Annotated in this window: 22 protein-coding genes and 1 pseudogene; 14 read left to right on the forward strand and 9 right to left on the reverse strand. The window is 70.7% G+C overall.

What is annotated here, in order from left to right:
• Nucleotides 1-3: 3 nt before the first annotated feature.
• On the reverse strand, nt 4-1,224 hold the full coding sequence (locus tag ABZX67_RS02220; protein WP_355353075.1) for a cytochrome P450: 1,221 nt from the start codon (nt 1,222-1,224) through the stop codon (nt 4-6).
• A 249-nt stretch (nt 1,225-1,473) separates the two neighbouring features.
• Here ABZX67_RS02220 and ABZX67_RS02225 point away from each other — a divergent pair, with 249 nt between their 5' ends.
• Together ABZX67_RS02225 and ABZX67_RS02230 are read left to right on the forward strand one after the other, a co-directional pair.
• Complete coding sequence (locus tag ABZX67_RS02225) at nt 1,474-2,280, forward strand: hypothetical protein (protein ID WP_355353078.1); 807 nt, start codon at nt 1,474-1,476, stop codon at nt 2,278-2,280.
• A 161-nt stretch (nt 2,281-2,441) separates the two neighbouring features.
• Nucleotides 2,442-3,521, forward strand: a complete 1,080-nt coding sequence (locus ABZX67_RS02230; protein WP_355353081.1) for a LacI family DNA-binding transcriptional regulator — start codon at nt 2,442-2,444, stop codon at nt 3,519-3,521.
• On the opposite strand, the gene ABZX67_RS02235 is transcribed toward ABZX67_RS02230, so the two are convergent.
• From ABZX67_RS02235 to ABZX67_RS02245, 3 genes are read right to left on the reverse strand one after another with little or no spacing between them, the layout of a single operon-like run.
• Nucleotides 3,505-4,215 carry a sulfite exporter TauE/SafE family protein gene (locus ABZX67_RS02235; RefSeq protein WP_355353084.1) on the reverse strand — a complete coding sequence of 237 codons (711 nt, stop codon included), beginning with the start codon at nt 4,213-4,215 and terminating at the stop codon, nt 3,505-3,507. The genes ABZX67_RS02230 and ABZX67_RS02235 overlap by 17 nt on opposite strands.
• Complete coding sequence (locus ABZX67_RS02240; RefSeq protein WP_355353087.1) at nt 4,212-5,600, reverse strand: amidohydrolase family protein; 1,389 nt, start codon at nt 5,598-5,600, stop codon at nt 4,212-4,214. The genes ABZX67_RS02235 and ABZX67_RS02240 overlap by 4 nt, the downstream gene beginning before the upstream one ends.
• A complete protein-coding gene (locus tag ABZX67_RS02245; RefSeq protein ID WP_355353090.1) occupies nt 5,597-7,066 on the reverse strand; it encodes a uracil-xanthine permease family protein in 1,470 nt (489 codons plus the stop codon). The genes ABZX67_RS02240 and ABZX67_RS02245 overlap by 4 nt, the downstream gene beginning before the upstream one ends.
• A 589-nt stretch (nt 7,067-7,655) precedes the next feature.
• Between ABZX67_RS02245 and ABZX67_RS02250 the strand changes: the two genes are divergently transcribed.
• Genes ABZX67_RS02250 through ABZX67_RS02265 form a run of 4 tightly spaced genes read left to right on the forward strand, consistent with a single transcriptional unit; the run spans nt 7,656 to nt 12,261 of the window.
• Nucleotides 7,656-8,498 (forward strand): nitrilase-related carbon-nitrogen hydrolase, encoded by an 843-nt coding sequence (locus tag ABZX67_RS02250; protein ID WP_355353093.1) that lies wholly within the window; start codon nt 7,656-7,658, stop codon nt 8,496-8,498.
• Entirely contained in the window at nt 8,495-9,793 is a 1,299-nt protein-coding gene (locus ABZX67_RS02255) for an aspartate aminotransferase family protein (protein ID WP_355353096.1), read from the forward strand. The genes ABZX67_RS02250 and ABZX67_RS02255 overlap by 4 nt, the downstream gene beginning before the upstream one ends.
• 30 nt (nt 9,794-9,823) lie before the next feature.
• Entirely contained in the window at nt 9,824-11,236 is a 1,413-nt protein-coding gene (gene hydA / locus ABZX67_RS02260) for a dihydropyrimidinase (RefSeq protein WP_355353099.1), read from the forward strand.
• Nucleotides 11,237-11,247: 11 nt separating this feature from the next.
• Entirely contained in the window at nt 11,248-12,261 is a 1,014-nt protein-coding gene (locus tag ABZX67_RS02265) for a TIGR03842 family LLM class F420-dependent oxidoreductase (protein WP_355353102.1), read from the forward strand.
• Between the two features lie 521 nt (nt 12,262-12,782).
• On the opposite strand, the gene ABZX67_RS02270 is transcribed toward ABZX67_RS02265, so the two are convergent.
• Nucleotides 12,783-13,565, reverse strand: a complete 783-nt coding sequence (locus tag ABZX67_RS02270; protein WP_355353105.1) for a hypothetical protein — start codon at nt 13,563-13,565, stop codon at nt 12,783-12,785.
• Nucleotides 13,562-13,939, reverse strand: a complete 378-nt coding sequence (locus ABZX67_RS02275) for a hypothetical protein (RefSeq protein ID WP_355353108.1) — start codon at nt 13,937-13,939, stop codon at nt 13,562-13,564. The genes ABZX67_RS02270 and ABZX67_RS02275 overlap by 4 nt, the downstream gene beginning before the upstream one ends.
• Nucleotides 13,940-14,833: 894 nt before the next feature.
• Between ABZX67_RS02275 and ABZX67_RS02280 the strand changes: the two genes are divergently transcribed.
• From ABZX67_RS02280 to ABZX67_RS02290, 3 genes are all read left to right on the forward strand, one after another.
• Nucleotides 14,834-16,081, forward strand: coding sequence for a cation:proton antiporter (locus ABZX67_RS02280; protein WP_355353461.1), 1,248 nt, complete (start codon nt 14,834-14,836; stop codon nt 16,079-16,081).
• 97 nt (nt 16,082-16,178) lie between these two features.
• Nucleotides 16,179-16,559 (forward strand): hypothetical protein, encoded by a 381-nt coding sequence (locus tag ABZX67_RS02285; protein WP_355353111.1) that lies wholly within the window; start codon nt 16,179-16,181, stop codon nt 16,557-16,559.
• 178 nt (nt 16,560-16,737) lie between these two features.
• Entirely contained in the window at nt 16,738-17,361 is a 624-nt protein-coding gene (locus ABZX67_RS02290; protein ID WP_355353114.1) for a hypothetical protein, read from the forward strand.
• Nucleotides 17,362-17,386: 25 nt separating this feature from the next.
• Here ABZX67_RS02290 and ABZX67_RS02295 read toward each other — a convergent pair whose 3' ends face one another.
• On the reverse strand, nt 17,387-18,538 hold the full coding sequence (locus tag ABZX67_RS02295; RefSeq protein WP_355353117.1) for a helix-turn-helix domain-containing protein: 1,152 nt from the start codon (nt 18,536-18,538) through the stop codon (nt 17,387-17,389).
• A 183-nt stretch (nt 18,539-18,721) separates the two neighbouring features.
• Between ABZX67_RS02295 and ABZX67_RS02300 the strand changes: the two genes are divergently transcribed.
• From ABZX67_RS02300 to nhaA (ABZX67_RS02320), 5 genes and pseudogenes are all read left to right on the forward strand, one after another.
• Complete coding sequence (locus tag ABZX67_RS02300; RefSeq protein WP_355353120.1) at nt 18,722-20,050, forward strand: nodulation protein NfeD; 1,329 nt, start codon at nt 18,722-18,724, stop codon at nt 20,048-20,050.
• Nucleotides 20,047-20,841, forward strand: a complete 795-nt coding sequence (locus tag ABZX67_RS02305; RefSeq protein ID WP_355353123.1) for a slipin family protein — start codon at nt 20,047-20,049, stop codon at nt 20,839-20,841. Before ABZX67_RS02300 ends, ABZX67_RS02305 begins: the two co-directional genes overlap by 4 nt.
• A 29-nt stretch (nt 20,842-20,870) precedes the next feature.
• Nucleotides 20,871-21,062 (forward strand): annotated as a pseudogene (locus ABZX67_RS02310) (DUF3040 domain-containing protein); the annotation flags it as partial.
• Nucleotides 21,063-21,537: 475 nt separating this feature from the next.
• The gene (locus ABZX67_RS02315) at nt 21,538-22,086 is read left to right on the forward strand and encodes a hypothetical protein (RefSeq protein WP_355353126.1); all 549 of its coding nucleotides are present in this window, start codon (nt 21,538-21,540) and stop codon (nt 22,084-22,086) included.
• A gap of 162 nt (nt 22,087-22,248) precedes the next feature.
• Nucleotides 22,249-23,667, forward strand: a complete 1,419-nt coding sequence (gene nhaA / locus ABZX67_RS02320; RefSeq protein WP_355353129.1) for a Na+/H+ antiporter NhaA — start codon at nt 22,249-22,251, stop codon at nt 23,665-23,667.
• Here the strand turns inward: nhaA (ABZX67_RS02320) and ABZX67_RS02325 are convergent.
• Together ABZX67_RS02325 and nhaA (ABZX67_RS02330) are read right to left on the reverse strand one after the other, a co-directional pair.
• On the reverse strand, nt 23,658-23,921 hold the full coding sequence (locus tag ABZX67_RS02325) for a hypothetical protein (RefSeq protein ID WP_355353132.1): 264 nt from the start codon (nt 23,919-23,921) through the stop codon (nt 23,658-23,660). The two genes, nhaA (ABZX67_RS02320) and ABZX67_RS02325, sit on opposite strands and share 10 nt — an antisense overlap.
• A gap of 10 nt (nt 23,922-23,931) precedes the next feature.
• A complete protein-coding gene (nhaA, locus tag ABZX67_RS02330) occupies nt 23,932-25,230 on the reverse strand; it encodes a Na+/H+ antiporter NhaA (protein ID WP_355353135.1) in 1,299 nt (432 codons plus the stop codon).
• Nucleotides 25,231-25,427: the final 197 nt, after the last annotated feature.

The raw sequence follows: 25,427 nt of genomic DNA on the forward strand, positions 1-25,427 counted from the left end.
AGCTCACCACGCCACGGGCAGCGTCTGCGGCCCCCGGATCAGGCCCTTGCTCTGCCACACCATGTCCTCCGGCTCCACCGCGAGCCGGAGGCCGGGGAAGCGGTTCAGCAGGCCGGAGAGCATCACCTCCGACTCCATCCGGGTGAGCTGGGCGCCCATGCAGTGGTGCGGTCCGTGGCCGAACGCCAGGTGGCCCAGCTCGCCGCGGTCGAAGTCGAGCGCGTCGGGGTCGTCGAAGACCTCCGGGTCGCGGTTGGCCGCGAGGTACGAGGCGTAGACCACCTCGCCGGCGCGGATCAGGACACCGCCGACCTCGAGGTCCTCCGTGGCCACGCGCGGCAGGCCCACGCCGTTGCGGTGCGGGATGAACCGCAGCAGCTCGTCCACCGCCCGCGGCAGCAGCTCCGGCTCGGCGCGCAGCCGGGCCAGGTGCGCGGGGTGCGTGAGCAGCGCGTACACCATGTTGGCGCTGTTGTTGCGGACCGCGTGCGCGCCGCTGACCTGGATCGCGGTGGTGACGGAGACGGCCTCCTCCTGGTTGAGCTCCCCGCGGTCCAGGGCGTCCGCCAGCACCGTCGCCAGGTCCTCCCGGGGCTCGCGGCGGCGCCGCTCCAGCAGTTCGACGATGTACGCCGTGAGCTCCGCCTTCACCTGGCGGCTGCGCTCCGGGCCCGGCCCGGTCGACATGATCAGGTCGGGCCAGCCGGCCAGCCGCGGCCGGTCCTCCTCCGGTACGCCGAGGAGGTCGCTGACCACCGACAGCGGCAGCGGCCCGTGGAGCATCGCCATGAGGTCCGCGGGCGGTCCGTGCCGCTCCACCTCGTCGAGCAGGCGGTCCGCGGTCTGCTGCGCCAGCGGGCGCAGCCGCTTCATGCCCTGCACGGTGAACGCCCGGGCGACGACCTTCCGCAGCCGGGAGTGGTCCGGCGGGTCGACGTAGTTGAAGCCCGCGCTGGAGGCGATCTGGTGCGCCGTCATCCCGGTCGCCTTCGCCGTGCGCTCCACCAGCGCCCGCCGGCTGAAGCGGGGGTCCGACGTCACCAGCCGGACGTCCTCGTACCGCGTCACGAGCCACGCCTCGCCCTCGCCGTACGGCAGGCGGATACGGGCCACGGGCTCCTCGCGCAGCAACTCCTCCAGCAGCGGGTCGAACTCCAGGCCGGGCAGGTCGTCGATCGCCCAGAAGCGCGCGGGCGGGGTCTCCGCCGTGGTGGTCTGTGTCATCCCGGTGCTCGCTTTCCCGTAGGTCGGTTTCCCGTAGGTCGGTTAGGTCCGTTCAGGCCGGAGACATGTGTTCCCGGCCGGGCCGGGGCGCCCCGCCGCACCCCGTCGGCTCCCCCCGGACGGACCAAAGGGAAAATAAACACACTTGATCGTATGAACGGGTGACTGTGTGTCGGATCGCCGTGGGACGGGCGAGCCGACCGGGCAAGGACGAGCTCGTCGGCACCAGCAGCCACAGGAGATCCAGGAATGCCCAGAACTTCCCGCAAGTCCCGCGTCGCCGTGCGCGGAGCGTTCGCCGCCTCCGTCATCGCCACGTCCCTGACGGCCTTCCCCGCCCACGCCGAGGACGCGCAGCACAGCGCGCTCCCCAGCCACCAGTGCACGGTCAACGGCAAGGCCGTGGAGCCCGGCGAGCGCGTCAACGGCACCAGCCGGGACGACAAGATCGAGTGCGAGAACGACATCGAGAACGTCATCATCTGGGGCGGTGGTGGCGACGACAACATCCGGGTCAAGGGCCTCATCCTCGACTCCCAGGTGCTCGGCGGCGACGGCGACGACACCCTCCAGACCAGCCACCTGATGCCGCGCCACGGCTCGTCGTCCGTCCGCGGCAACAGCGGCAACGACACCATCATCGTCGCCACCGTGCGCGGCACGGCCGAACACGGCGCCACCGTCTACGGCGACATGGGCAACGACCGCATCACCGTCGGCAGCGTCCACGGCGCCCCCGGCGACTACGCCCGCGGCGGCGGCCAGGTCTTCGGCAACGACGGCACGGACCGCATCACCAGCGGGACCATCGACTTCGGCGGCCGGGTCCTCGGCGGCTCGGAGAACGACCTCATCGAGGCCAAGGCCGTCGGCCCCGAGGCGGGCGGCACCATCCAGGGCGGCCCCGGCGTCGACACCATCCGGGGCACGAACGACGGCGTCCTGTCCGCCGGTCCCGGCTGGGGCGTCGTGGACGGCGGCCTCGACGTCGACAAGTGCAAGGTCGAGCACGCCTCCCCGGACCGCGCGCGCAGCACCATCGCCAGCTGCCCGTGAGGCGTCGCCCGTGAGGCGCTGACGCGCCACGCTCTCGCCCCCGGCCGGTGCACCGGCCGGGGGCGAGCCTGTGGGCCGGCCTTCGGGCGAGCCTTTCCGTGGCGGAGGAGGTCGGGGAAGATGTGGGCAGCATCCACCTTGAGCGAGGAGCCCCCACCCAGATGCCCCCCTCCGGATCCGCTCCCGACCCTGTCGCCGGCCCGGCCGTCTCCCGGCCGCCGACGATCGCCGACGTCGCCAAGGCGGCCGCCGTGTCCCGCACGACCGTCTCGCACGCCCTCAACGGGGTGGGCAAGGTCGATCCCCGGACCCGGGAGCGCATCAAGAAGGTCGCCGCGGAGCTGGGCTACCGGCCGAACCTACGGGCCCAGCGGCTGCGCCGCGGCGAGGCCAAGGCGATCGCACTCGCCTCCTCCATGCCGTTCGCGGTGGCGGGCGGCCCCTCGCGCCTCGGGTTCTACATGGAGGTCGCCGCCGCGGCCGCCGAGCGGGCGCTCGTCCACGGCTACGCGCTCGTCCTGGTCCCGCCCGTGCGGACGGGCTCCCCGCTGTACTCCGTCGACATCGACGGCGCCATCGTCGTCGAGCCCGACCAGGACGACGTGGCCGTGGCGCAGCTGCGCGAGCGCGGCCTGCCGTACGTGGCGCTCGGCCGGCCCGTCGCGGCCGGTGACGAGGCGCCGTACGTCGACCTGCGCGCCGGGCTCGTCGTCGACCTGCTCCTCGCCCACCTGCGCGAGCAGGGCGCGCGCCACCCGGCCCTCATCGTCGGCGCGGGCGCGCGGCACTCCACCGTGGACGCCCGCGCCGCGTACGAACGCGCCGCCGCCGAGCACGGCTGGGCGCCGGTCGTGGCGACCGCGTCCGAGCAGGGCGGCGAGGAGGCGGGGTACGCCGCCTGCGCCGCCCTGCTCGCCGCGCACCCGGACGTCGACGCCGTCTGCGCGCTGGTGGACGTCTTCGCCGTCGGAGCCGTACGGGCCATCCGGGACGCCGGGCGCCGCGTCCCCGACGACATCATGGTCGTCACCCGCTACGACGGCCTGCGCGCCCGCACCTGCGAACCGCCGTTGACCGCCGTCGACCTGCACCTGGACCGGGCCGCCGACGACGCCGTCGAGCTGCTGCTCGGCCGGCTGCGCGGCGAGGCCACGGCGTCCGTCGCCACGCCCCCGGAGCCGCGCGTGGTGCCTCGCGCGTCGTCCCTCCGCCGCACGCCGGGCGTCACACCCCCAGCATGAGCACCGCGCCGGAGACGAGCGCGAAGACCAGCACGAACAGCCGCATCCGGCGGGCGTCGAGCCGGTGGTGCACCAGCCGGCTCAGCCACGCCCCGGCGGCCAGCGCGGGCAGCAGCGCGGCCGCCCACCCCAGCTGGCCGACGTCGCCGCCGCCCGTCGCGAACAGCAGCGCCAGCGACGCCACTTCCCCGACGAGGAAGCAGACGGCGACCGTGGCGCGCAGCTCCGCCGGCGGCCGGTGCTGGTACACCAGCGCGAGCGGCGGCCCGCCGACCCCGGTCGCGGTCTCCGTCAGGCCGGTGACCAGGCCCGCGCCGACGTACGCGCCCCGGCCGGGCGTGAAGGCGGGCGCGGCGAGGCTCACCACCGCCGCCAGCACGGTCGCCGCCCCGACGAACAGGCCGAGCCGCCGGTCCGGGATCACCCACAGCAGCATCAGCCCGCCGGGCGTGGCCGCGAGCCGGGCCGCCGTGATCCAGCCCGCGCCGCGCAGGTCGAGCGAGGCGCGCTCGCGCCACGCCACGTACAGGTTGAGCGGGATCATCGACGCCAGGACGAACACGGGGACCAGCCCCGGGTCCAGCAGCCCGGCGACCGGCGCGACGATCAGCGCGAAGCCCAGGCCGCTGGCTCCCTGGACGAACGCCGCGACGGCCACCGTGACGGCGAGGACGATCAGTGTCTCCGTGCTCACGGCCGGGCCGCCCACCCCTCGGCGGCCGTTGGGTGGACGCGGGTCACCGGCGCCCGGAGCAGCACCTCCTGGGCCAGCTCGGCCGCCCGCCGCACCAGCGCCGGGCCGTCCCAGTCCACCGGCCGGCCGCGCCACAGCCGCAGCCGCCCGGCCACGAACACCGCGTCGATCTGGTCGCGGTTGCCGCGCCGCACGAGCTCCCACGGCAGGTCCCAGCTCAGCCGCAGCTCGGGCGTGTCCACGTCGACCAGCAGGAAGTCGGCCGCGGCGCCCTCGGTGACCGTGCCCGTACGGGCGGAGAGGCCGACGGCGTCGGCGCCGCCCCGGTTGGCGCGGTCCAGCCACGTCCAGCCGCCGCCGCACGACGAGTCGCCGGTGGCGAGCCCGTACGTGAGGCGCTGCGCGAACTCGGCCGCCTCCGCAAGCCGGAACGCGTCGCCGCGCGTGCCGTCCGTGCCGAGCCCGAAGCGTATGCCGCGCTCCGCCATCGTCGTCGCCGGGGCGACGGCGTTGCCCTTCCAGGCGCTGGCGACCGGGTTGTAGCTGACCGCCGCCCCGCTGTCCGCGAGGAGGGTGACCTCGCGGGGCGTCAGCAGGGTGGCGTGCGCGGCCAGCAACTGCGGTCCCAGGGCGCCGACTTCGTGCAGGTACTCCAGCGGCCGCAGCCCGTGCTGGACGAGCGAGCGCTCCACGGCCGCCAGGTGTTCGTTGACGTGGATCTGGACGACCGCCCCCGCCTCGGCGGCCAGCCGGGCGGTACGGGCCAGGGCGCGCTCCGTCGCCGCCTCGGGCACGGAGATCGCGAGGGACGGGTGGACCAACTCCTCGGTGCTGTACCGCGCCAGGTGCTTCTCGGCCGCCGCCAGCGTGGTGTCGGTGTCGCCGTCGAGGTCGTTGCAGACCAGCCCGAGGACGCAGCGGATGCCGGCGTCCCGGGCCGCCGCCGCGACCAGCTCCACGTCCACGGACGCGCGGGTGCCCGCCTCGGCGACGGTGGTGAAGCCGCCGCGCAGCGCTTCGAGGGCGGCCAGCTTCGCCGCCACGTACACGGCCTCCTCGTCCAGCGCCCCTTCGAGCGGCACCCACACGCGCCGGAAGATCTCCGACGGTTCACCGAAGGCGAGCGCCGCGCCGAAGCTCTGCGTGAGGTGGTGGTGGGTGTCGACGAACCCGGGCATCAGGACGTACCCGGGCAGCCGGACCGGCCGCAGGTGCGGATGCGTCCGCTCCACCTGCTGTACGGGCCCGACGGCACGGAAGGTGTCGCCCTCGACGACGGCCGCGTAGTGGTCCATCAGCCCGTCGGGCGTGAGGACGGCGTCGGGCGCGAGCAGCAGTCCGCGGGTGCCGTCGGTGCTCAGACGGTCGGGGGTCAGGTCTCTCATCGGTCGCTTTCGGTACGCGTACGAGTACGGGGGAGGGGCAGCCGGACGTGGTGGAACAGGACGTTGAGGACGGCGGCGACGGTGGCGCCGACGGCGACGCCGCTCTCGAGGAGGATCCGGGCGTTCGGCGGGAAGCCGCCGTACACGCCGGGGATGAGGATGGGCAGCAGTCCGAGCGCGAGGGCGACGGCGCAGATGAAGGTGTTGGTGTGGCGGTCCAGCTCCCCGGCCCGGCCGAGCATCTGCACGCCCAGCACGGTGATCACGGCGAAGACCACCATGGCCGTGCCGCCGACGACGGCCGACGGGATGAGGCTGATGGCGCGGGTGACCGGCGCCAGGACGCCGATGAGGATGAGGACCACGCCCGCGGCGGCGGTGACGAACCGGCTGCGTACGCCGGTGACGCGGACGATGCCGATGTTCTCGCCGCTCGTCACCATCAGCGGCAGGCCGAAGAACCCGCCGATGAAGGAGGTGGCCGCGTCACCGCGGATGGTCTTCGGCACGTCGGCCCTCTTGTCGATCTCCTTGCCGACCGCCTCCGCGTTGATCACCGTCTGGCCGGTGGCCTCCGCCATGGAGGCGAGGCTGTACAGCATCAGCGGGAGCGCCGCGATCAGGTTGAACTCGGGGGAGCCGAAGGGCAGCGCCTGGGGCAGGCTCACCAGTCCGCCCTCGGCGGCCCTGCTGAAGTCGACGCTGCCGAGGGCGAAGGCGAGGACCGTGCCGGCGATCAGGCCCAGCATGACGGCGAGCTGGCGCAGCACGCCGCTGAAGAGGGCGTAGAAGGCGACGGTGAAGCCGATCGTCGCCATGCCGAGGAGCAGGTTGGTGGGGTCGGCGAAGCCGGGGGTACCGGGGCGGCCGGTGACGAGTACGGCGCCGACCTTCACCAGGTTGACGCCGACGATCACGATCATCGTGCCGATGACGAGCGCGGGGAAGAACGCGAGCAGGCGCGAGAAGACGGGCAGGACGACGAAGTAGAACGCGGCGGTGAGGATCACCGCACCGGTGGCGGTGGGCAGGCCGTGCTGCTCGGCGATGGCCAGGAAGAGGATGAGCGGCGCGCCGCCCGGCAGCATGACGAACGGAAGCTTGGGGCCGAACTTCCAGGGGCCGAGCGACTGGATCAGGGACCCGATCCCGGAGAGCACGAAGGCGGCCGAGAGCAGGTTGACGGTCAGGGCGGCGTCGAGCCGCAGCGTGGCGCTCATCAGGAAGATGGCCGAGATGGGGGTCGCGGCCATGACGAGCACGTGCTGCACCCCGAAGAGCAGGATGCGGCCGAGGGGCCGCGACTCGTCCACCGGATGCACGGCGCTCGCGGTCGCGGTTGCGGTCGTGGTCGCGGTCGGGGGCGCGTCGGCGGGGGAGGGGGCGGGACCGGGGGTGGAGGCGGTGGCGGGGGCGGTGGCCTCCGGTGGCGAGGGGACGGGGGGCGTGGGGCGGGGACTGGACACGGGCGAGCTCCGTTCGGCGCACTCCGACTTCGGCTGAGGTCCGGCCCGGACGGGGGCCAAATCGATTTGGCCAATCGATGTGGCGGTCAGTATTGGGACCCCGCGAGGGTCGCGTCAAGAGATGCGCGCGGATGGAATGCCGGCGGTGGCCTGGCGGCCTGGTGGCCGAGCGCGTAGGGCACGGCCCGGCGTGCGGTAGGGGTCAGCGGGAGGGGCGGGGCCCCGGCCGCCCACTTCGTAGCAGGGTGGCGCCGTCCAAGCGCAGACTGCCGACGGTCGGGTGGGCCATGGTCGGCCGTCTCTTCCTAGGGGTCTTAGTTACAAGCTATGGGTCCTAGGGAGAGCGGCGGCCCGACTGGGCCGTCCGCCAGGCCCGGCGGCTGCAATGCCGCCATGAGCTGCGCACCTGAAAACGCCCGAGAAGCACCGGGTGTCGACCACTCGGGTGCGAAACGTGATCGACTCCGTTGGTTCACGGCGGCGGTCTTGCTCCGCGATGTGACGAGGCTTACGTTCACTGTCTACGCACCGCGTCTACGTGCGTAGAGACTCACAGAGGCTCGTCGACGCCGTGCCGAAGGAGCAGCTCATGTCCCACATCGTGCGCGCCGCCCTCGTCCAGGCGACCTGGACCGGCGACACCGAATCCATGATCGCCAAGCATGAGGCGCACGCCCGCGAGGCTGCCCGGCAGGGCGCCAAGGTCATCGGCTTCCAAGAAGTGTTCAACGCCCCGTACTTCTGCCAGGTGCAGGAGCCGGAGCACTACCGCTGGGCCGAGCCCGTCCCCGACGGGCCGACCGTCCGCCGGATGCGGGACCTCGCCCGCGAGACCGGCATGGTGATCGTCGTCCCGGTCTTCGAGATCGAGGGCCCCGGCTTCTACTACAACACCGCCGCCGTCATCGATGCCGACGGCTCGTACCTCGGCAAGTACCGCAAGCACCACATCCCCCAGGTCAAAGGCTTCTGGGAGAAGTACTACTTCCGCCCCGGCAACCTCGGCTGGCCGGTCTTCGACACAGCCGTCGGCCGGGTCGGCGTCTACATCTGCTACGACCGCCACTTCCCGGAGGGCTGGCGCCAACTCGGGCTGAACGGCGCGCAGTTGGTCTACAACCCCTCCGCCACCCACCGCGGCCTCTCCTCCCACCTCTGGCAGCTGGAACAGCCCGCGGCCGCCGTCGCCAACCTCTACTACGTCGCCGCCATCAACCGCGTCGGCCAGGAGGAGTACGGCGACAACGACTTCTACGGCAGCAGCTACTTCGTCGACCCGCGCGGCCAGTTCGTCGGCGACGTCGCCTCCGACAAGGTGGAGGAACTGGTCGTCCGCGACCTCGACTTCCGCCTCATCGACGACGTACGCCAGACCTGGGCGTTCTACCGCGACCGCCGCCCCGACGCCTACGACGGGCTGGTGAAGCCATGAACACGACGGGCAACGGCCACGATCTCCACGCCCGCCACAGGGCCGTCCTCCCCGACTGGCTCGCGCTCTACTACGCCGAGCCGATCGAGATCACCCACGGCGAGGGCCGGTACGTCTGGGACGCGAGCGGCAAGCGCTACCTCGACTTCTTCGGCGGCATCCTCACCACCATGACCGCCCACGCCCTCCCCGAGGTCACCAAGGCCGTCACCGAGCAGGCCGGCCGGATCCTCCACTCCTCCACCCTCTACCTCAACCGCCCCATGGTGGAGCTCGCCGAGCGCGTCGCTCACCTTTCCGGCATCCCCGACGCCCGCGTCTTCTTCACCACCTCCGGTACGGAGGCGAACGACACGGCGCTGCTCCTGGCCACCGCGTACCGCCGCACCAACCAGATCCTGGCGATGCGCAACAGCTACCACGGCCGCTCCTTCTCCACCGTCTCCATCACCGGCAACCGCGCCTGGACCCCGACGACCCTCTCCCCGCTCCAGACGCTGTACGTACACGGCGCCGTCCGCAGCCGCGGCCCGTACGCCCACCTCACGGACGCGCGGTTCATCGAGGCGTGCGTCGCCGACCTGGAGGACCTGTTCGGGCACACCGGCGACGTCGCCGCGCTGATCGCCGAACCCATCCAGGGCGTCGGCGGCTTCACCTCTCCGCCCGACGGGCTGTACGCCGCCTTCCGCGAGGTGCTCGCCCGGCACGGCGCCCTGTGGATCGCCGACGAGGTGCAGACCGGCTGGGGCCGCACCGGGGAGCACTTCTGGGGCTGGCAGGCGCACGCCGCGAGCGGCCCGCCCGACATCCTCACCTTCGCCAAGGGCATCGGCAACGGCATGTCCATCGGCGGTGTCGTCGCCCGCGCCGAGGTCATGAACTGCCTGACCGCCAACTCCATCTCGACCTTCGGCGGCTCGCCCATCACCATGGCGGCCGGCCTCGCCAACCTCTCCTACCTCCTGGAACACGACCTCCAGGGTAACGCCCGGCGCGTCGGCGGCCTGCTCATCGAGCGGCTGCGCGCGATCGGCGCCGGCGTCGCGTGCGTACGGGAAGTACGCGGCCGGGGCCTGATGATCGGCATCGACCTGGTGAAGCCGGGTACGGACGAGCCCCACCCCGAGGCGGCCGCCGCCGTCCTGGAAGCGGCCCGCGAGGGCGGGCTGCTCATCGGCAAGGGCGGCGGCCACCACACCACCGCGCTCCGCATCGCCCCGCCCCTCTCCCTCACCGTCGCCGAGGCCGAGGAGGGCGCCGCCATCCTCGAACGGGCCCTGCGCTCCGTCTGAGCCGAACCAGCCGCCGAAGGGGGCCGCACCATGAGCACCACCCGCACCCTCATCCGCAACGGCCTCGTCATCACCGCCTCCGACGAGACCCACGCCGACATCCTGATCGAGGACGGCCGCATCGCCGCCCTCGCCGCCCACGGCACGGACATCGCCGCCTCCTGGACGGCGTCCGCCGAGCGCGTGATCGACGCGACCGGCAAGTACGTCATCCCGGGCGGCGTCGACGCCCACACCCACCTCGACTTCCCCTTCGGCGGCACCTTCTCCTCCGACGACTTCGAGAGCGGCACGCGCGCCGCCGCCTGGGGCGGCACCACCACCATCGTGGACTTCGCCGTCCAGACAGCGGGCCACGCGCTGCGCGAGGGACTGGACGCCTGGCACGCCAAGGCCGACGGCAAGTGCGCGATCGACTACGCCTTCCACATGATCGTCTCCGACGTGAACGACGCGTCGCTCAAGGAAATGGACCTGTTGATCGAGGAAGGCGTGAGCTCGTTCAAACTGTTCATGGCGTACCCGGGGGTCCTGTACTCCGACGACGGCAAGATCCTCCGCGCCATGCAGCGGGCGTCCACCAACGGCGGCCTGATCATGATGCACGCCGAGAACGGCATCGCCATAGACGTCCTCGTCGAACAGGCCCTCGCCCGCGGCGAGACCGACCCCCGCTACCACGGCGAGGTCCGCAAGGTCCTGCTGGAGGCGGAGGCCACGCACCGCGCCATCCAGCTCGCGCGCGTCGCCGGAGCGCCGCTCTACGTCGTCCACGTATCGGCCGAGGAAGCCGTCGCCGAGCTCGCCGCCGCCCGCGACAAGGGTCTGCCGGTGTTCGGCGAGACCTGCCCGCAGTACCTCTTCCTCTCCACCGACAACCTCGCCGAGCCGGGCTTCGAGGGCGCCAAGTACGTGTGCAGTACGCCGCTGAGGCCGCGCGAGCACCAGGCGGCGCTCTGGCGCGGGCTGCGCACCAACGACCTCCAGGTCGTCTCCACCGACCACTGCCCCTTCTGCTTCAACGGCCAGAAGGAGCTGGGCCGCGGCGACTTCTCGAAGATCCCCAACGGCCTGCCGGGCATCGAGAACCGGATGGACCTTCTGCACCAGGGCGTGGTCGACGGACACCTCACCCGCCGCCGCTGGATCGAGATCGCCTGCGCCACCCCGGCCCGCATGTTCGGCCTCTACCCGAAGAAGGGCACGATCGCCCCCGGCGCCGACGCCGACATCGTGATCTACGACCCGCACACCGAGCAGGTCATCTCCGCCGAGACCCACCACATGAGCGTCGACTACTCGGCGTACGAGGGCAAACGGGTCACCGGACGCGTCGAGACCGTCCTCTCCCGCGGCGAACCGGTCCTGGAGGACCGCCGCTTCGTCGGCCGGGCGGGGCACGGCCTGTACACCCCCCGCTCCACCTGCCAGTACCTCGACTAGGAGGCCCCGCCGTGGACTTCGGACTCGTCCTGCAGACCGACCCGCCCGCGTCGCAGGTCGTGGGACTCATGCGGCGCGCGGAGCGCAACGGCTTCCGCTACGGCTGGACCTTCGACTCCGCCGTGCTCTGGCAGGAGCCCTTCGTCGTCTACAGCCAGATCCTCGAACACACGACGAAGCTCCGCGTCGGCCCGATGGTCACCAACCCGGGCACCCGGACCTGGGAGGTGACCGCCTCCACCTTCGCCACCCTCAACGACATGTTCGGCAACCGGACCGTGTGCGGCATCGGCCGGGGCGACTCCGCGATGCGTGTCGCGGGCCGCAAGCCCAACACCCTGGCCCGGCTCGGTGAGGCGATCGACGTCATCCGCGACCTGGCGGAGGGGCGGGAGGCGCTCGTCGACGGCAAGCCGGTCCGCATCCCGTGGATCAAGAACGGCAAGCTCCCGGTGTGGATGGCGGCGTACGGCCCGAAGGCGCTGGCCCTCGCCGGGCAGAAGGCGGACGGCTTCATCCTCCAGCTCGCCGACCCCTTCCTCACCGAGTGGATGGTCGCGGCGGTGCGCAGGGCCGCCGAGGAGGCCGGCCGTGACCCGTCCTCGGTCACCATCTGCGTCGCCGCACCCGCGTACGTCGGCGACGACCTGGCGCACGCGCGCGACCAGTGCCGCTGGTTCGGTGGCATGGTCGGCAACCACGTCGCCGACCTGGTCGGCCGGTACGGCGAGCACTCGTCCATGGTCCCCGAGGCCCTCACCTCGTACATCAAGCAGCGCCAGGGCTACGACTACAGCCACCACGGCCGCGCCGGAAACCCGTCCACGGACTTCGTCCCGGACGAGATCGTCGACCGCTTCTGCCTGCTCGGCCCGCCAGCCGCCCACATCGCGAAACTGAAGGCGCTGCGGGACCTGGGCGTCGACCAGTTCGCCGTGTACGCCATGCACGACGCGAAGGAAGCGACGATCGACGCGTACGGCTCCGACATCATTCCGGCTGTCCGCACCCTGGCTGAGTTCTAGCGCCGGTGCCGCCGGGGCGAAGCTCAGCGGCAGCCTATCCACCCGTTCCCGATGACGCACCACATGGAGTGCGTGGCGATCCTGAACCAGCCGGTTCTCACCGCGACATGCCCATCCGTGCTCGTCGGACGGTTCACAGCAGTCACCCTGGGTGCCTGCTGTGAACCGCGTTGTACTGGCAGAGCAGGGATGCGCAGACAGGCTGGCTTAGGGGTTCAACGCTGTTTGCCCGGTTTCCTCCATGGGCGGGCGGTGGCCTTTGGAGTGATTGTCGTGTCGGTACCCGTGGAGGTGGGCGGACTGACGGCCAGCTGGCCATTGGGTTGCTCATGGCCTTGGTGGCCTGCCGCGCGGTAGATGGCCTCGTCGGGGTGGAGGCGCACACGGACGCTTCGCCAGGCTGTGTCGAACGGGATGTTGCCGTCACTGCGCCGGGAGAGGAGCCAGGCGAGCCAGCTGGTGCGGGGAGAGAGCAGCCAACGCCACACGACGGTCTTCATGGCCATCACCGCGCGGTTCCGTTACTCATGTACACCTGCCGCTTCAGCGGGGAAGTGCTGGTACAGCGATCTCGCCCGGTCAGCGTGCAGGGGGCGACCTGCGGCCTCCATGCCGCCGGCCAGTAGGCCGTACAACATCTTCTTCTGCGCCGGGTCGTCGAAGGAGTCGAGGAATTGACGGACCACCTCGACCAGGGCGTACTCCGCACCGTTGCGCTCGGTCGGCCGGTATCGAGCGAACAGATCCGCAATGGCCGTGAGCCGCTTGTCGTCCGGAGCCTTCTTTTCGTCCGCCCAGTCCCCGGTCTGCTGGTCCAGCCACAGCAGGAACACCGAGGCCGGATCGGACAGCTCCGCGATGCGCGCCTCCCATTCCTGACGGCGCACCGCGTCCTGTGCTGTTCGGGCGCGTTTCACCGCCAGCAGCTTCTCCGCAGCTGCTCGGTCCGACGGGAGCAGCGTGACTTGGACGTCGAAGGCGCTGTACTCCACAGGTGGGTCCGTTGGCAGGAATCTCCGCCGGCTCAGTTCCCGGGCGCACACATCCTGTGCTTCGGACAAGTCGAATGCCTCGCAGTACTGGAGCGCGTCCGCCGCCGCACGGCGCAGTGCGATACGGATCTCGCGCGCGATGTCCGTGGCGTCTAGCTCGGCCGACGGCGCACTGTGTACGGTGGCAGCCATTGCCACGTGAAAGCCGATGCCTTCGTGGCGGCTCCCGGCGCGGCCCTCGATCCGGGCCAACCCCTTGCGTAGCTGTCTGCGGACCTTCCTCGGGAGCTGGTCGCTCGGCTTCACGATCATGACTCCATGGACGACTCGACCTGGAAGCGCCTGAGCTGCGCCGGCAGAATCAGGTCTCGGCGAAGCGTGATCACCGCCTCGCCATCGGCCGCTGCGGGATCCCCAAAGAGCAGCGCGGAGATGGGCACGCTCATCAGGTGTCGCCTGATGACCTGATTGAGGATCGCGATGACCTGGTCGGGGCGTACGAGATTTTCAGCTCTGGCATGTGCCCAGCCGTCGATCAGGCGACGGCATTCGGCGTGCACCGACGTGTTGTCCAGCGCCGCGCTCCAGCCATTGACCAGGGCCTCCTCGACTTCCTTGTCGTTGTGGGCAGCCTCCAGCATGACCTGCAGCAGGAAGGGGTCGCCGTGTGGGTCGAGGAGAGCCAAGAAGGCGCGGTGGCCGCCGGTGTTCTCGCCCCTCCCGCCGGTGACCGCCCGCTCCACTGGTCGCCACGTCCAGGACGTTAAGCGCGTCTGCCATTGCCCGTCCCCCTCCTGACTTCGTCCGATGAATTGGATAGCTCAGCGTGCGAGCGATGAAATCATCAGGCAATCGAAACTTTATCTTCGGCTGGAAATGATCGAGCCTCACGCATCGCAAAACGGCCGGTCGGCAAGCGGATGGAGCGTCTGTTCGGGAAGGAAGCCCTGCGTAACAACCGGATAGCCGTCAGATGACTTATATCGGCTCTAGTCGGGAGTGGGGTGAAGATGGCTGATTGTGGATCGGTCGTGCAAAGTGGCACGGTCTATAGCATGTTATTGGGTGGATCGAAAATGGTTTCCCATTTTCCGTGTGTTGCGTCTGAGTGAAGTCCGCCCAATCCCCGTGAGGGCTGCCGACACATGGTAGAAAAATCGATTATGCGAGGTGGTCGTCCGAGGGATTCATGGGTTAAGGATCGACGCCAAAGGCTTGGTCCGCCGTGCCCACGCCGTCCCTGCCCCTTCCTCCGCTGGTGCCCCGGCATCGACGTCGGCTCGATTGGTGCGGGACTCCACGTCTCCATCCGAACGGGAGACGACTGCTGTGATCGACCCATGGCGGGAGCAGCACGAACCGCGTCGTTACCGTCCTGGCGCATGCATCGTGGCGCTCAGTCGGGAATGTCGAGCGACGGGCCCAGTTGGGAACGGGCGGTGGCGGCTGAGGTTGCTGCCTCGCACCGTCAAGGACCTGTCAACAGCGCGTAGGGAACGTGTAAGGTCGCAGCTGGTGTGCCGGGAAGCCTGGTCGGCGAACAAGGGACAGTTGTCTTTGCCGATCGGGAGATCCTGCTCATGGTGCTCGTTGCCGTCTTCGGTGCTGCTCTGCTCGTCGCGGTTCTGCTCTCCGGGCTCGCGGCCCGAACTGTGCTATCCACATCCTTCCTTTTCCTCGTCGGCGGCGCGCTCGTCAGCGACGGGTTCCTCGGGCTGATCCACATCACGCCGGACAGCGAGATCGTGGCGGTCACCGCCGACCTGGCGCTGTTCGCGGTGCTGTTCACGGACGGCATGCACGTCTCGTTCCCCAAGCTGCGTGCCAACTGGAAGAACCCGGCCCGCGCTCTGGGCCTCGGCATGCCGCTCGCCTTCGTCGGCATGGCCCTGGTGACCCACTACTTGGTCGGCCTGGACTGGACGACGTCCTTCCTCGTCGGTGCGGTCCTGGCACCGACAGACCCGGTGTTCGCCTCGGCGATCGTGAGCCGCAAGGAGGTCCCCGCCAAGCTGCGGCAGCTGCTGAACGTGGAGAGCGGTATCAATGACGGGCTCGCACTTCCGGTCGTGCTGATTCTCATCGCCGCCGCCGGCCCGACCAGCGGGCACGCCGAGGCGTCCTTCGGGAAGATCGCGCTGGAGCTGGGGCTCGGGCTCGCCTTCGGGGTCCTGCTGCCGTTGCTGGTCAACGGGCTGGTCCGCTTCCGCCTGCTGGGTGCGGAGCCGAAGCTGCAGCCGCTGCTGCCGCTAGCCACCGGGATCATCCTGTACGCCCTGTGCCACCTGACCCACGCCAACCCCTACCTGGCGGCGTTCTCCGCGGGCGCGGTGATCGTCGCCGTATCACCGGAGGCCAAGACGGCGTTCGAGCCGCTCGGTGAGGCGCTGGCGGAGCTGGCGAAGTTCGCCGCCCTCCTGGTTTTCGGCGCGTTGCTGACGCCGCAGCTCTTCGGTGATCTGTCTTTCGGCGGGTACGTCGCTGTGTTCCTCGCGATCGTGCTCATCCGCCCAGCGTCGCTGCTCCTGTCGCTCATCGGCACGCGCTTCGATCGCCGCGAGAGGCTGGTCGCCGCCTGGTTCGGGCCCAAGGGGTTCGCGTCGGTCGTCTACGGGCTGCTGGTGCTGCAAGCCGGGATTCCCCAGGGCGAGCAGGCGTACACCCTCATCGCCGTCTGCATCGCCTTCTCGATCATCGCCCACAGCAGCACCGACGTGCCCATCGCCCGGCTGTTCCATGTCGATGACCTCGCCGGAATTCCGGAGAGCCGGGACGAGGCACCGGTCCGGCAGCCAGCCGCGGACAGGACTGCCGTGCACAGGCAATGACCGGGGGCGGAATCGGTGTCACCATCGCCGCACCACGGTAGGCGCGACGGTGGTTCCCCCACAGCCTCTTGGTTCGGCGTGTCCTTAGGAGTGAAGAATGTTCTATTGGCTGTGGATGGCCTTCTGGTCGGCCATCATGCTGCCTCTCGCCGCGGCGTTCCTGGCGGGGCGTGGGCCGGGGTGGATCCGGCGGCAGTCCACGCTCGGCGGGCTCAAGGTGAAAGGGATCGCGGCACTCGTTCTGTACCTGGGCCTGCTGGTTCCGCCCCTGACGGCTCTGGCCGGAATGCCAGCCGAGAGCGCGAACCTCCTGCGCATGGCCCTGGTACCCATGGCCATCTTCGTGGCGCAAGGACTCATCGTGGGGGCGACCCTCTGCGATGGCTTCAACCGCCGGGAGTCGGAGCGGGCGGCCTCGGCCGCCGTTCCCACGCCCTGGTCGGCTGTCACGTCCGGCAGACAGGGCGGTGCGTCGTGACAGAGCGGCCGAGGCGCGCGGCCCGTCGGTGGTTGGCCGTGGCCGGTGTGGTTCTCCTGGTTGCCGGGAGCGTGATGTACGTACTCCCGGGGCCGGGCTCGCCCCTGCTGGGCGCTGGAGCGGTGCTTCTGCTCATCGCCGCGATCCTGGGCCTGTTCGGCGATAGACGGTGACGACCGTGGACCGGCGCAGCGCACAGCGGCGGAAGCGGCGGGAGCGGCGGCTGCGCATCGAGGAACTGGCGGTCGGCATGGAAGCACCGTCCGGGCCGCTCGTCTGGCGCGCGGGACGGATCGGCAGGATCGCAGCCGCGGGGTGGTGTGTCGTGTTCGTGGCGTTCGGCGATCGTCCGGCCGGTGGGTTCCTGGCCGATCCGCAGCCCGGCCCGTTGTTCTTCGCTGTATGGACCTCGGTGGTCGCCGCGTGGGTGTGCTGCCGCTTGGGCATGTGGCGCATCACCGCCGGCCTGGACGGGGTGCATATCCGCAGGTTCTGGACGGTGCGGTACCTGCAGTGGTCGGTGATCGGTCGCGTCGAGCTTCGTCGCGACGGATTCCTCGAGTTCTTCGGACCCGGTACGGCGCCCATGGCCGGCTTCTTCTTGCCCCTGTGGGCGAGCCGTCCGCTCCGCCGCTCCAGCGTCGGCACGCAGGCGGCGGACACGCTGACGGTGCTGTCCAGACGCTCCGACCTGCGCCCCAAGGGCCACGCTGGCCGGGCTGTGACGGGCGGGGCGTTCGCCTGGTGGGCGCTCCCGCTGGCCGCCGTGCTCTTCACCGCGGCAGAACTTCTCCACCGGTGATGTCTTCGGCCGGGAGGAGCCCGGGTCAGTCGGCAGGCTGGAGCGGGCGTGACGGCCAGTCGAGGAGACGGGCGCCGAGTGCGGCGGTCTGCAGCACGTAGCGTTGTTCGGGGTCGGTCGGGTCGTGGCCGGTGAGCTGCCGGATCCGGCCGAGCCGGTAGCTGACGGCTCGTACGCTCAGCCCCAGCAGCCGTGCCGTGGTGGTGTTCAGGCAACCGCTGGTGAAGTAGGCGGTCAGTGTCTCCAGAAGCGGCTGGGGGCCGCCGCGGGCGTCTTCCAGCCCGCCCAGCACCGTGTCGACCAGGTCGGTGATGGCTGCGCGGTCCCTGCCGAGCACTTGGTAGACCAGGACGTCCGAGGCGTCCACCACCTGGGGGCCCAGGCCGAGTGTGGCGGCGAGGTGGAGGGTGCTGCGGGCCTCCTGGTAGGAGCGGACGATGCCGCTGGGGCCGGGCCGGGGCCGGCTGACGGCGATCCGGTACTGCTCGCCGACCGCGTTCCGTACGGCTGCGGCGAGGAACGGCGGAACCTCCGCCGTCGCGCCCGGTGACACGCACACCAGCAGGTCGTCCTTGGTGGTGGTGAGCACATCTCGGGCGCTGAACCGGGTGGTCAGCGCCTCCTCGACGTAACGGGTGGCCGCATCGCCCGCTCCGAAGGCGTCCCGGGCGCGCACGACCGCGACGACGTGGGGGCCGAGCAGGCGGAGACCGAAGCGCTCGGCTCGCTCGGCGAGCCGGCCGAGGTCGGTGCGACCCTCCAGGAGGTCGTCGACGAACTCGCGCCGCGTCGCCTCCTCCCCTCGGATGGCGGCTCGGTGAGCGGTCTCGTACCCCTCGGTCAGTGCCACCGTCGTATCGCCGACTGCCCACAGGAGTGCGGACACCACCTCTTGCAGGGCTTCAAGGTCCCGCGCCTGCTGCGCACCAGGCAGCCCCGCCCAGATGCGGCAGGCCGAGGTGAGGTAGGTGCCGACGAGGGTCCGCAGGGGCACGTTGTCGGCCGCCGCAGTCGCCGCCAGGTCCTTGAGGGGCGCGAGGTCCGCGTCACGCAGTCGTCGTCTGCTCAGGGAGATCCCGGCGAGCTGCTCCACGTAGCGGTCCAGCGCATCGGTCGGTGGCAGACGATCCTGCGCTGCGGCCGTACGTGGATCGAGGCGTCGCTTGCCTGTCGGCATAGGGCCATTTTGCCGTAGGTCGGCAAGATATGGCGGTACGAGACGGCCGTCCTTGTGCGCCTTCGGCAGGCGTCCCCCCGACCGGCACGGGTAGTCAGCGAGGTACAACGCGCACCCTACGAGGTCCGCGCCCCGGACTTAAGGGGGTACCGCGCCGTGCCTCGAAGCCGCTCCCCAGCCCCGATGCGGAGGCTGGCCCAGGTCCTCCTGCTGGTCACGGCCTGCCTGTTCGCCGCACCGGCCTTCAGCGCGGCGCAGGCGCCGACGGTGCTCGTCACGCGGGTCGACGACACCATCACCCCTGTGGTCGCCGATCACCTCGCCGAAGGGCTGCGTACCGCCGAGCGGGAGCGGCACGCGGCGTATGTGGTCGAGGTGGATACGCCAGGCGGGTTGCTGCAGTCCACCAGGGAGATCGTCCAGGACTTCCTCGCGTCGGACGTCCCCGTCGTCGTCCACGTCACGCCGCCGGGAGCGCGAGCAGCGTCCGCGGGCGCCTACATCGCCATGGCCGCGCACGTCGCCGCCATGGCGCCCGGCACCCACATCGGGGCCGGCACGCCGGTGACAGGCCAGGGCGAGGAGGCGAGCGACAAGGTCGTCAACGACTCGGTCGCCTTCGCGGTGTCGATCGCCGAGCAGCGAGGGCGCAGCACGCGGTTCGCCGAGGACATGGTGCGCGAGGGGACGGCGGTGTCCGACCAGGAGGCCGTACGGACGGACGTGGTCGACCTGGTGGCGCCGTCCCGGGACGCCCTCCTCGCCGAGCTGGACGGCCGCCGGGTCGTCGTGGGTCCGGCGGATGCGGCGCACGAGGTCGTCCTGCACACGGCCGGGGCCCAGGTGGTGGAGGACGACCTCGGGTTCTTCGGTGAGCTGCGGCAGCTGCTGGCCAGCCCCGAGCTGGCGTTCCTCTTCCTGTCGATCGGCACGCTGGCCGTGATCTACGAGCTGGCCAGCCCCGGCATGGGCCTCGGGGGCGTCACGGGGGCGATCCTCCTGGTCCTCGGGTTCGTCGCGCTTAGCGTGCTGCCGTTCAATGTCGGGGGCCTGCTGCTCCTTGGGCTGGCCGCCGCGCTGTTCGTCGCGGAAGTGCTCACACCAGGGGTCGGGATCTTCGCCGCCGGGGGGACCGTGTCGCTGGTGTTCGCCGGCGTGCTGCTCTTCCGAGGAGAGCTGGGTGTGGATCCCGCCGTGCTGTGGCCCACCGCCGTGGTGGTGGGAGGCGGAGCAGTGCTCGCCGGCCGGCTGGCGTGGCATGCCCGCCGGGCCCCCGCCACCACCGGACACGAGGGGCTGCTGGACCTCGAAGCCGTTGTGCGCCGTGTCGATGCCCGCACGGGGACCGGCCAGGTGCTGCTCGAAGGCGCCTGGTGGACAGTCCGTGGCCGCGAGTCCCCCATCACCCCGGGTCAGCGCGTCCGTGTCGTGGACCGCGAAGGGCTCGACCTGATCGTCGAACGCGCCGACCCCGAGGAGGGCCGGGACACCGAACAGGAGAATGGATCATGAACTCAGGACTGATCGGCATCATCCTTGGCGCAGCCGTCCTGCTCCTGCTGCTGATGGCCGCCGTGAAGGTGGTACCGGAGTACGAGCGCGGGGTGATCTTCCGCCTCGGACGGATCATCGGCGCCAAGGGGCCGGGCCTGTTCGTCATCATTCCCGTGGTGGACCGTATGGTGCGCGTCTCGCTGCGGACCGTGACGATGGACATCCCGCCGCAGGACGTCATCACCAAGGACAACGTCACGGTGCGGGTGAACGCCGTGACGTACTTCAACGTCGTCGACCCCAACCGCTCGGTCCTGGCGATCGAGGACCACATCAAGGGCACCTCGCAGATAGCCCAGACCACGCTGCGCAGCATCCTCGGGCAGGTGGACCTGGACGAGCTCCTGATCAACCGCGACGAGATCAACCAGCGGCTCCAGCAGATCATCGACGACGTCACCAACCCGTGGGGCGTCAAGGTCACCCTGGTCGAGGTGAAGGACGTCGAGCTGCCCGAAGCCATGCGCCGCGCGATGGCCCGGCAGGCCGAGGCCGAACGCGACCGGCGCGCCAAAGTCATTCACGCCAAGGGCGAGTTCGAGGCCGCGGAGAACCTCGCGCACGCCGCCGAACGGATCGAAGGCCACCCGGCCGCCATGCACCTGCGGATCCTCTCCACCATGGCGGAGGTCTCCTCCGAGCGGAACTCCACGCTCATCTTCCCGCTGCCCATGGAGATTCTGCGCCTGGTCGACATGCTCCGGCCGCCCGACGGCCGACAGGAGGCACCGCGCCCCGTACAGGCATGAATGCGTGAGAGGTCGACATGAACCCGTCGATGGACGACCGGCACATCCTCGCGGAAATGGAAAGGCATCTCGCCCGGGACGACCCCGAGCTCGCCTCGCTGATCGACGCCCTCAACCACCAGCTCTCCGACGACGGTGACGAGGAGCGTGGCGACAACAAGACCCAGCACGACCGGCACTGGAAGCTGGCCATCGCCTTCGCCATCGTGGCGGTGGTCGGCATGATTCTCACGGCGATCTTCAGCCGCCAGGCTCCACCAGACGACAACGAGGGCCCGCCGAACGGCATCACTCCGGCCCACTCGGTACAAGGCCGGCGCAGCACCGCGGCGGGCACACCGATGAGGCGGCGGCGCACGAGCCCCACCGCCACGGCGCGCCCCGCTGATCCGTCGTACGGGTCGGGGTGGATCTCCGCGCTCGTATGGGCCGACGCCGGCGACTCCACGAGTTCCTGTCGAGACCCCGGTGAGCCCGGCGTCCACCACCTCGCACGCCTGACCGGCAGGGGCCGACCGGCTACCGGAGGCAGCAGCGGTGCGGGGGGCCGGGATGCCGTCCGGTTGCCGGGGCCTCGCAGGATCCGCGTCCGCAGGCTGCCAGAGCGGGATGTTCCGCCTGCCGCCCAGCCACACGATGCTGTGTGGGCCGCCGCGAGAGCAGAGGGTGACGGCACACACAGGGGAGGAATCACGCATGAACCGGGTGGAGCTGTCCGGGCTGCCGCGTGCCCACCGTGTCCACTTCGTCTTGGCCTGGGCACTGTGCGCACTCGCGGTGCTGCTCACGGCGGCTACCTGGTTGCCCGGCCCCAGCAAGGTCCCCTTCGCTGCTGTGGGTGTCGTGCTCGTCTCGATCTTCCCTCTCTTCGGCGCCGCCCTGTTGCGGGTCCTGATATCCGAGGGCGGCAGGACGCTGCTCGACAAGGCGAACATCGGCCTGCTGGGCCGGTTCGCATGGAGCCTGTCGACCGGTCTGAGGTGCTCCTACGCGGTGGTGCTCGCCGCGCTGCTGCTGGCCCTGGCGACCGGGGGCGCGGCGCGGGACACCGGCACCGACGAGCACTACTACACCCGGTGGAACAACATGGAGCGGCGCAGCGAACGGGTCGCGATCACGGAGGACGAGTCCCACGAGGCCACCAAGGCCCAGGCCCGCGTCTTCGCCGCCGGAGCCGGGCTCTTCCACGCCGTGGGCGGCTTTCTGATCCTGGTCGCCGCTTCACCGGCTGCCGCCCCGCGGTGAGAGACCGGATCGCAGCGGGTGGCACGAACGGACTGAGCCCTGGCCGGCCTTCCCAAAAGTCTGGGGTCCCGACCGGGTCCGCGACGCGCGCCGCCCCGCTGTCGGCCATCTGCCGGCCTGAGCGTCGGAAGACCGCTTCCCGGCCACCGAGAGGTCAGCCGCATGCCCCGGGACGACCGTAAGACCCGCACCTTCCTCGGGCGGCTCCCTCTGCCGGAGCGCACCTTCGTGGCAGACGCTCTGCGGACGGAGACCGTCGGTGGCACGGTCCTGCTCGCCGCGGCGGCCGTCGCGCTGGTGTGGGCGAACACGCCGCTGAGCGGTGCGTACGAGTCGGTACGGGACTTTCACTTCGGCATCGAGGCACTGGGCCTGGACCTCTCCGTGGCCCATTGGACGGCGGACGGGCTGTTGACCATCTTCTTCTTCGTCGCCGGTGCCGAACTCAAGCGGGAGCTCGTCATCGGAGAACTGCGCCATCGGGAGACCGCCCTTCTGCCCGTCGTCGCGGCCGCCAGCGGCATGCTCGTACCGGCACTGGTCTACGGGCTCGTCGCCACCTCCGTGGGCGGTACGTGGAACGGCTGGGCCGTCCCCATGGCCACGGACATCGCCTTCGCGCTGGGCGTGCTCGCGGTGATCAGCACGCACCTGCCCTCCGCCCTGCGCGCCTTTCTGCTGACCCTCGCGGTGGTCGACGACCTCGGGGCCATCGTCGTCGTCGCCATTTTCTTCACGTCGACGATCCACCTGCCCGCACTCATCGGCGCCGTACTCGGCCTCGGGCTGTTCTTCCACCTCCACGACCGGAGGCGCGTGCACGGCTGGTACTGGTACCTGCCCCTGGCGCTGGTCATCTGGGGGCTGACGCACGCCAGCGGCGTGCACGCCACCGTGGCCGGAGTCGCCATGGGGCTGCTCCTGCGCGTGGCCAGGGACGGCGAGAGTGGCAGGCGTCCGGCTGAACGGATCGCCCACCTGATACGTCCCGTGTCCGCGGGAGTGGCGGTCCCGCTCTTCGCTCTCTTCGCGGCCGGAGTGAGCATCTCCGGCGACACCCTGGGCCAGGTCGTCGGTCGCCCCGAACCCCTGGGAGTCGCACTCGGCCTGACCGTCGGCAAGGTCGTGGGCATCGCCGGCGGCTCCTATCTGGCTGTGCGCTTCACCCGAGCCCGCCTCAGCGCGGACCTCGCTTGGGCCGACGTCGTGGCCGTGGCCATGCTGGCCGGCATCGGATTCACCGTTTCCCTGCTGATCGGCGAACTCGCCTATCCCGACCCGGCGGAGCTGGAGCCCATCAAGGCCGGCGTCCTCCTCGGGTCGCTGACCTCCGCCGTCGTGGCGTGCCTGTTGCTGAGGCTGCGGAACAACAAGTACCGGCGGTTGTACGAGGCGGAGACGGTCGACGAGAACGAGGACGGTATCCCGGACATCTACCAGCAGGGCGATGCACACGGGCAGGAGCACGGTTCCTCACCGGAACCCGGGGAGGCGGCAGGGCTCGATTCCGGCGACGGTCCCGGCGGCTCCTCCAGTCCGACAGCTAATGACCCGCTCCCTCCGGGCGGCGCTCAGTCCTGAGGCGGGCGGCGGTTCACGATGGAGGCGACGAGTACACAGGCGAGCGTCGACCACGCGACCGCCGCGTAGCCCATCGCCAGCCATCCCACGATGCCGAGAAGGAGCGCTGCCACCGTACCCGCCGCCATCGCGTGGGAGTTGGTGACGAAGGCCCATTCCCGCCGAGCGCTACCTGGTTCCCGTAGCTCCGCAACGGTGGTTCTGACGACCAGAGCGGCGGCGATAACCGCGACCGTCACCACGGAGGGGTCCATGGCATCCCCGTCAGCGCTCGGTGGCCGCGGTCCGCTGGTAGATGTCGGGGATGCCGTCGTGGTCGTCGTCGCGCGTCTCCTCCTCGTACAGCCGCCGGTAGATACCGTTGCGGCGCTTGATCTGGAGAGCGGCGAGGCAGGCGGCGATGAGCGAGCCGACGAGGACTGCGGCCTTGATGTGTTCAGCGGCAGCCGGGTCGGGGAAGGCGAGTTCGCCGATGAGCAGGGCGACGGTGAAGCCGATTCCCGCGAGTACGGCGAGGGCGAAGACGTCGGCCCAGGCGAGGTCGGGGTTGAGGCGGGCGCGGGTGAAGCGGGCGGCGAGGTAGGTGCCGGCGTAGATGCCGAGGGTCTTGCCGGCGACCAGGCCCAGGACCACCCCGAGTGGCTCCGGGTCGGTGAAGACGTGCCCCAGAGACGCGGCCGTGACGCTGACTCCGGAGGCGAAGAGCGCGAACAGCGGCACAGCGGCACCCGCGGACACAGGGTGGAGGAGGTGCGAGGTGCGCTCGGCCGGGGAGGCGGTCTCGTCCTTATCGCGGGTGGTGCGCAGGATCAGGCCCATGGCGACGCCCGCGACGGTGGCGTGGACGCCCCCGTTGTACATCAGCACCCAGATCGCGAGGCCGAGCGGGACGTACCACCACCAGCCGCGCACGCGCAGACGCTGCAGTATGTAGAAGACGATCAGGCCCGCCAACGCGCCCCCGAGGGCCGCGAAGTCCAGGTCGCTTGTGAAGAACACGGCGATGACGAGGATGCCGCCCAGGTCGTCGACGACGGCGAGGGTGAGCAGGAAGGCGCGCAGCGCGGCGGGCAGGTGGCTGCCGAGGACCGCGAGGACGGCCAGGGCGAAGGCGATGTCGGTCGCCATGGGCACCGCCCATCCATTCAGGCTGCCGCCGCCCGCCGCTGCGGTGGTGGCGTAGAAGGCGGCGGGGACGACCATGCCGCAGACGGCGGCGACAACGGGCAGGGCTGCGGTGGCTGGGGTGCGCAGTTCGCCGACTACCAGTTCGCGCTTGAGCTCGATGCCGGCGACGAGGAAGAAGATGGTGAGCAGTCCGTCGGAGGCCCAGTGGCCGACGGAGAGGTCCAAGCCGAGCGCGGGTATCCCGAAGTGGAAGTCGCGTATTCGCTCGTAGGTGTCTCCCCACGGGGAGTTGACCCATATCAGGGCCACCACGGCTGCGGCGAGGAGGACGAGCCCGCCAACCGTCTCCGTCCTCAGGGCCTGCACGACAGCGTTGCGTTCCGGCAAAGGCAGCAGGCCGAGGAAGGGCGAACGCTCGCGCGGGGCAGCAGCCATCGGTGAACCTCCGGGAGATCGGCTTGAGGGCATACGAGCCCCTGGGACGCCGACCAGACTTCCCGGCACACCGCGCGTCCACTCGAGCCCATGTGGCGGGCGTTGACGCGTTGTTCACACACTAACGGCGTCCTCCGTATACCGCCAGACCCCGTTTCACGTGCTGAAATGCCGTGTGCGGGCATGACGAGCGGGCC

Origin of the sequence: Streptomyces sp. NPDC003036 (assembly GCF_040611175.1) — a bacterium.
GTDB lineage: Bacteria > Actinomycetota > Actinomycetes > Streptomycetales > Streptomycetaceae > Streptomyces.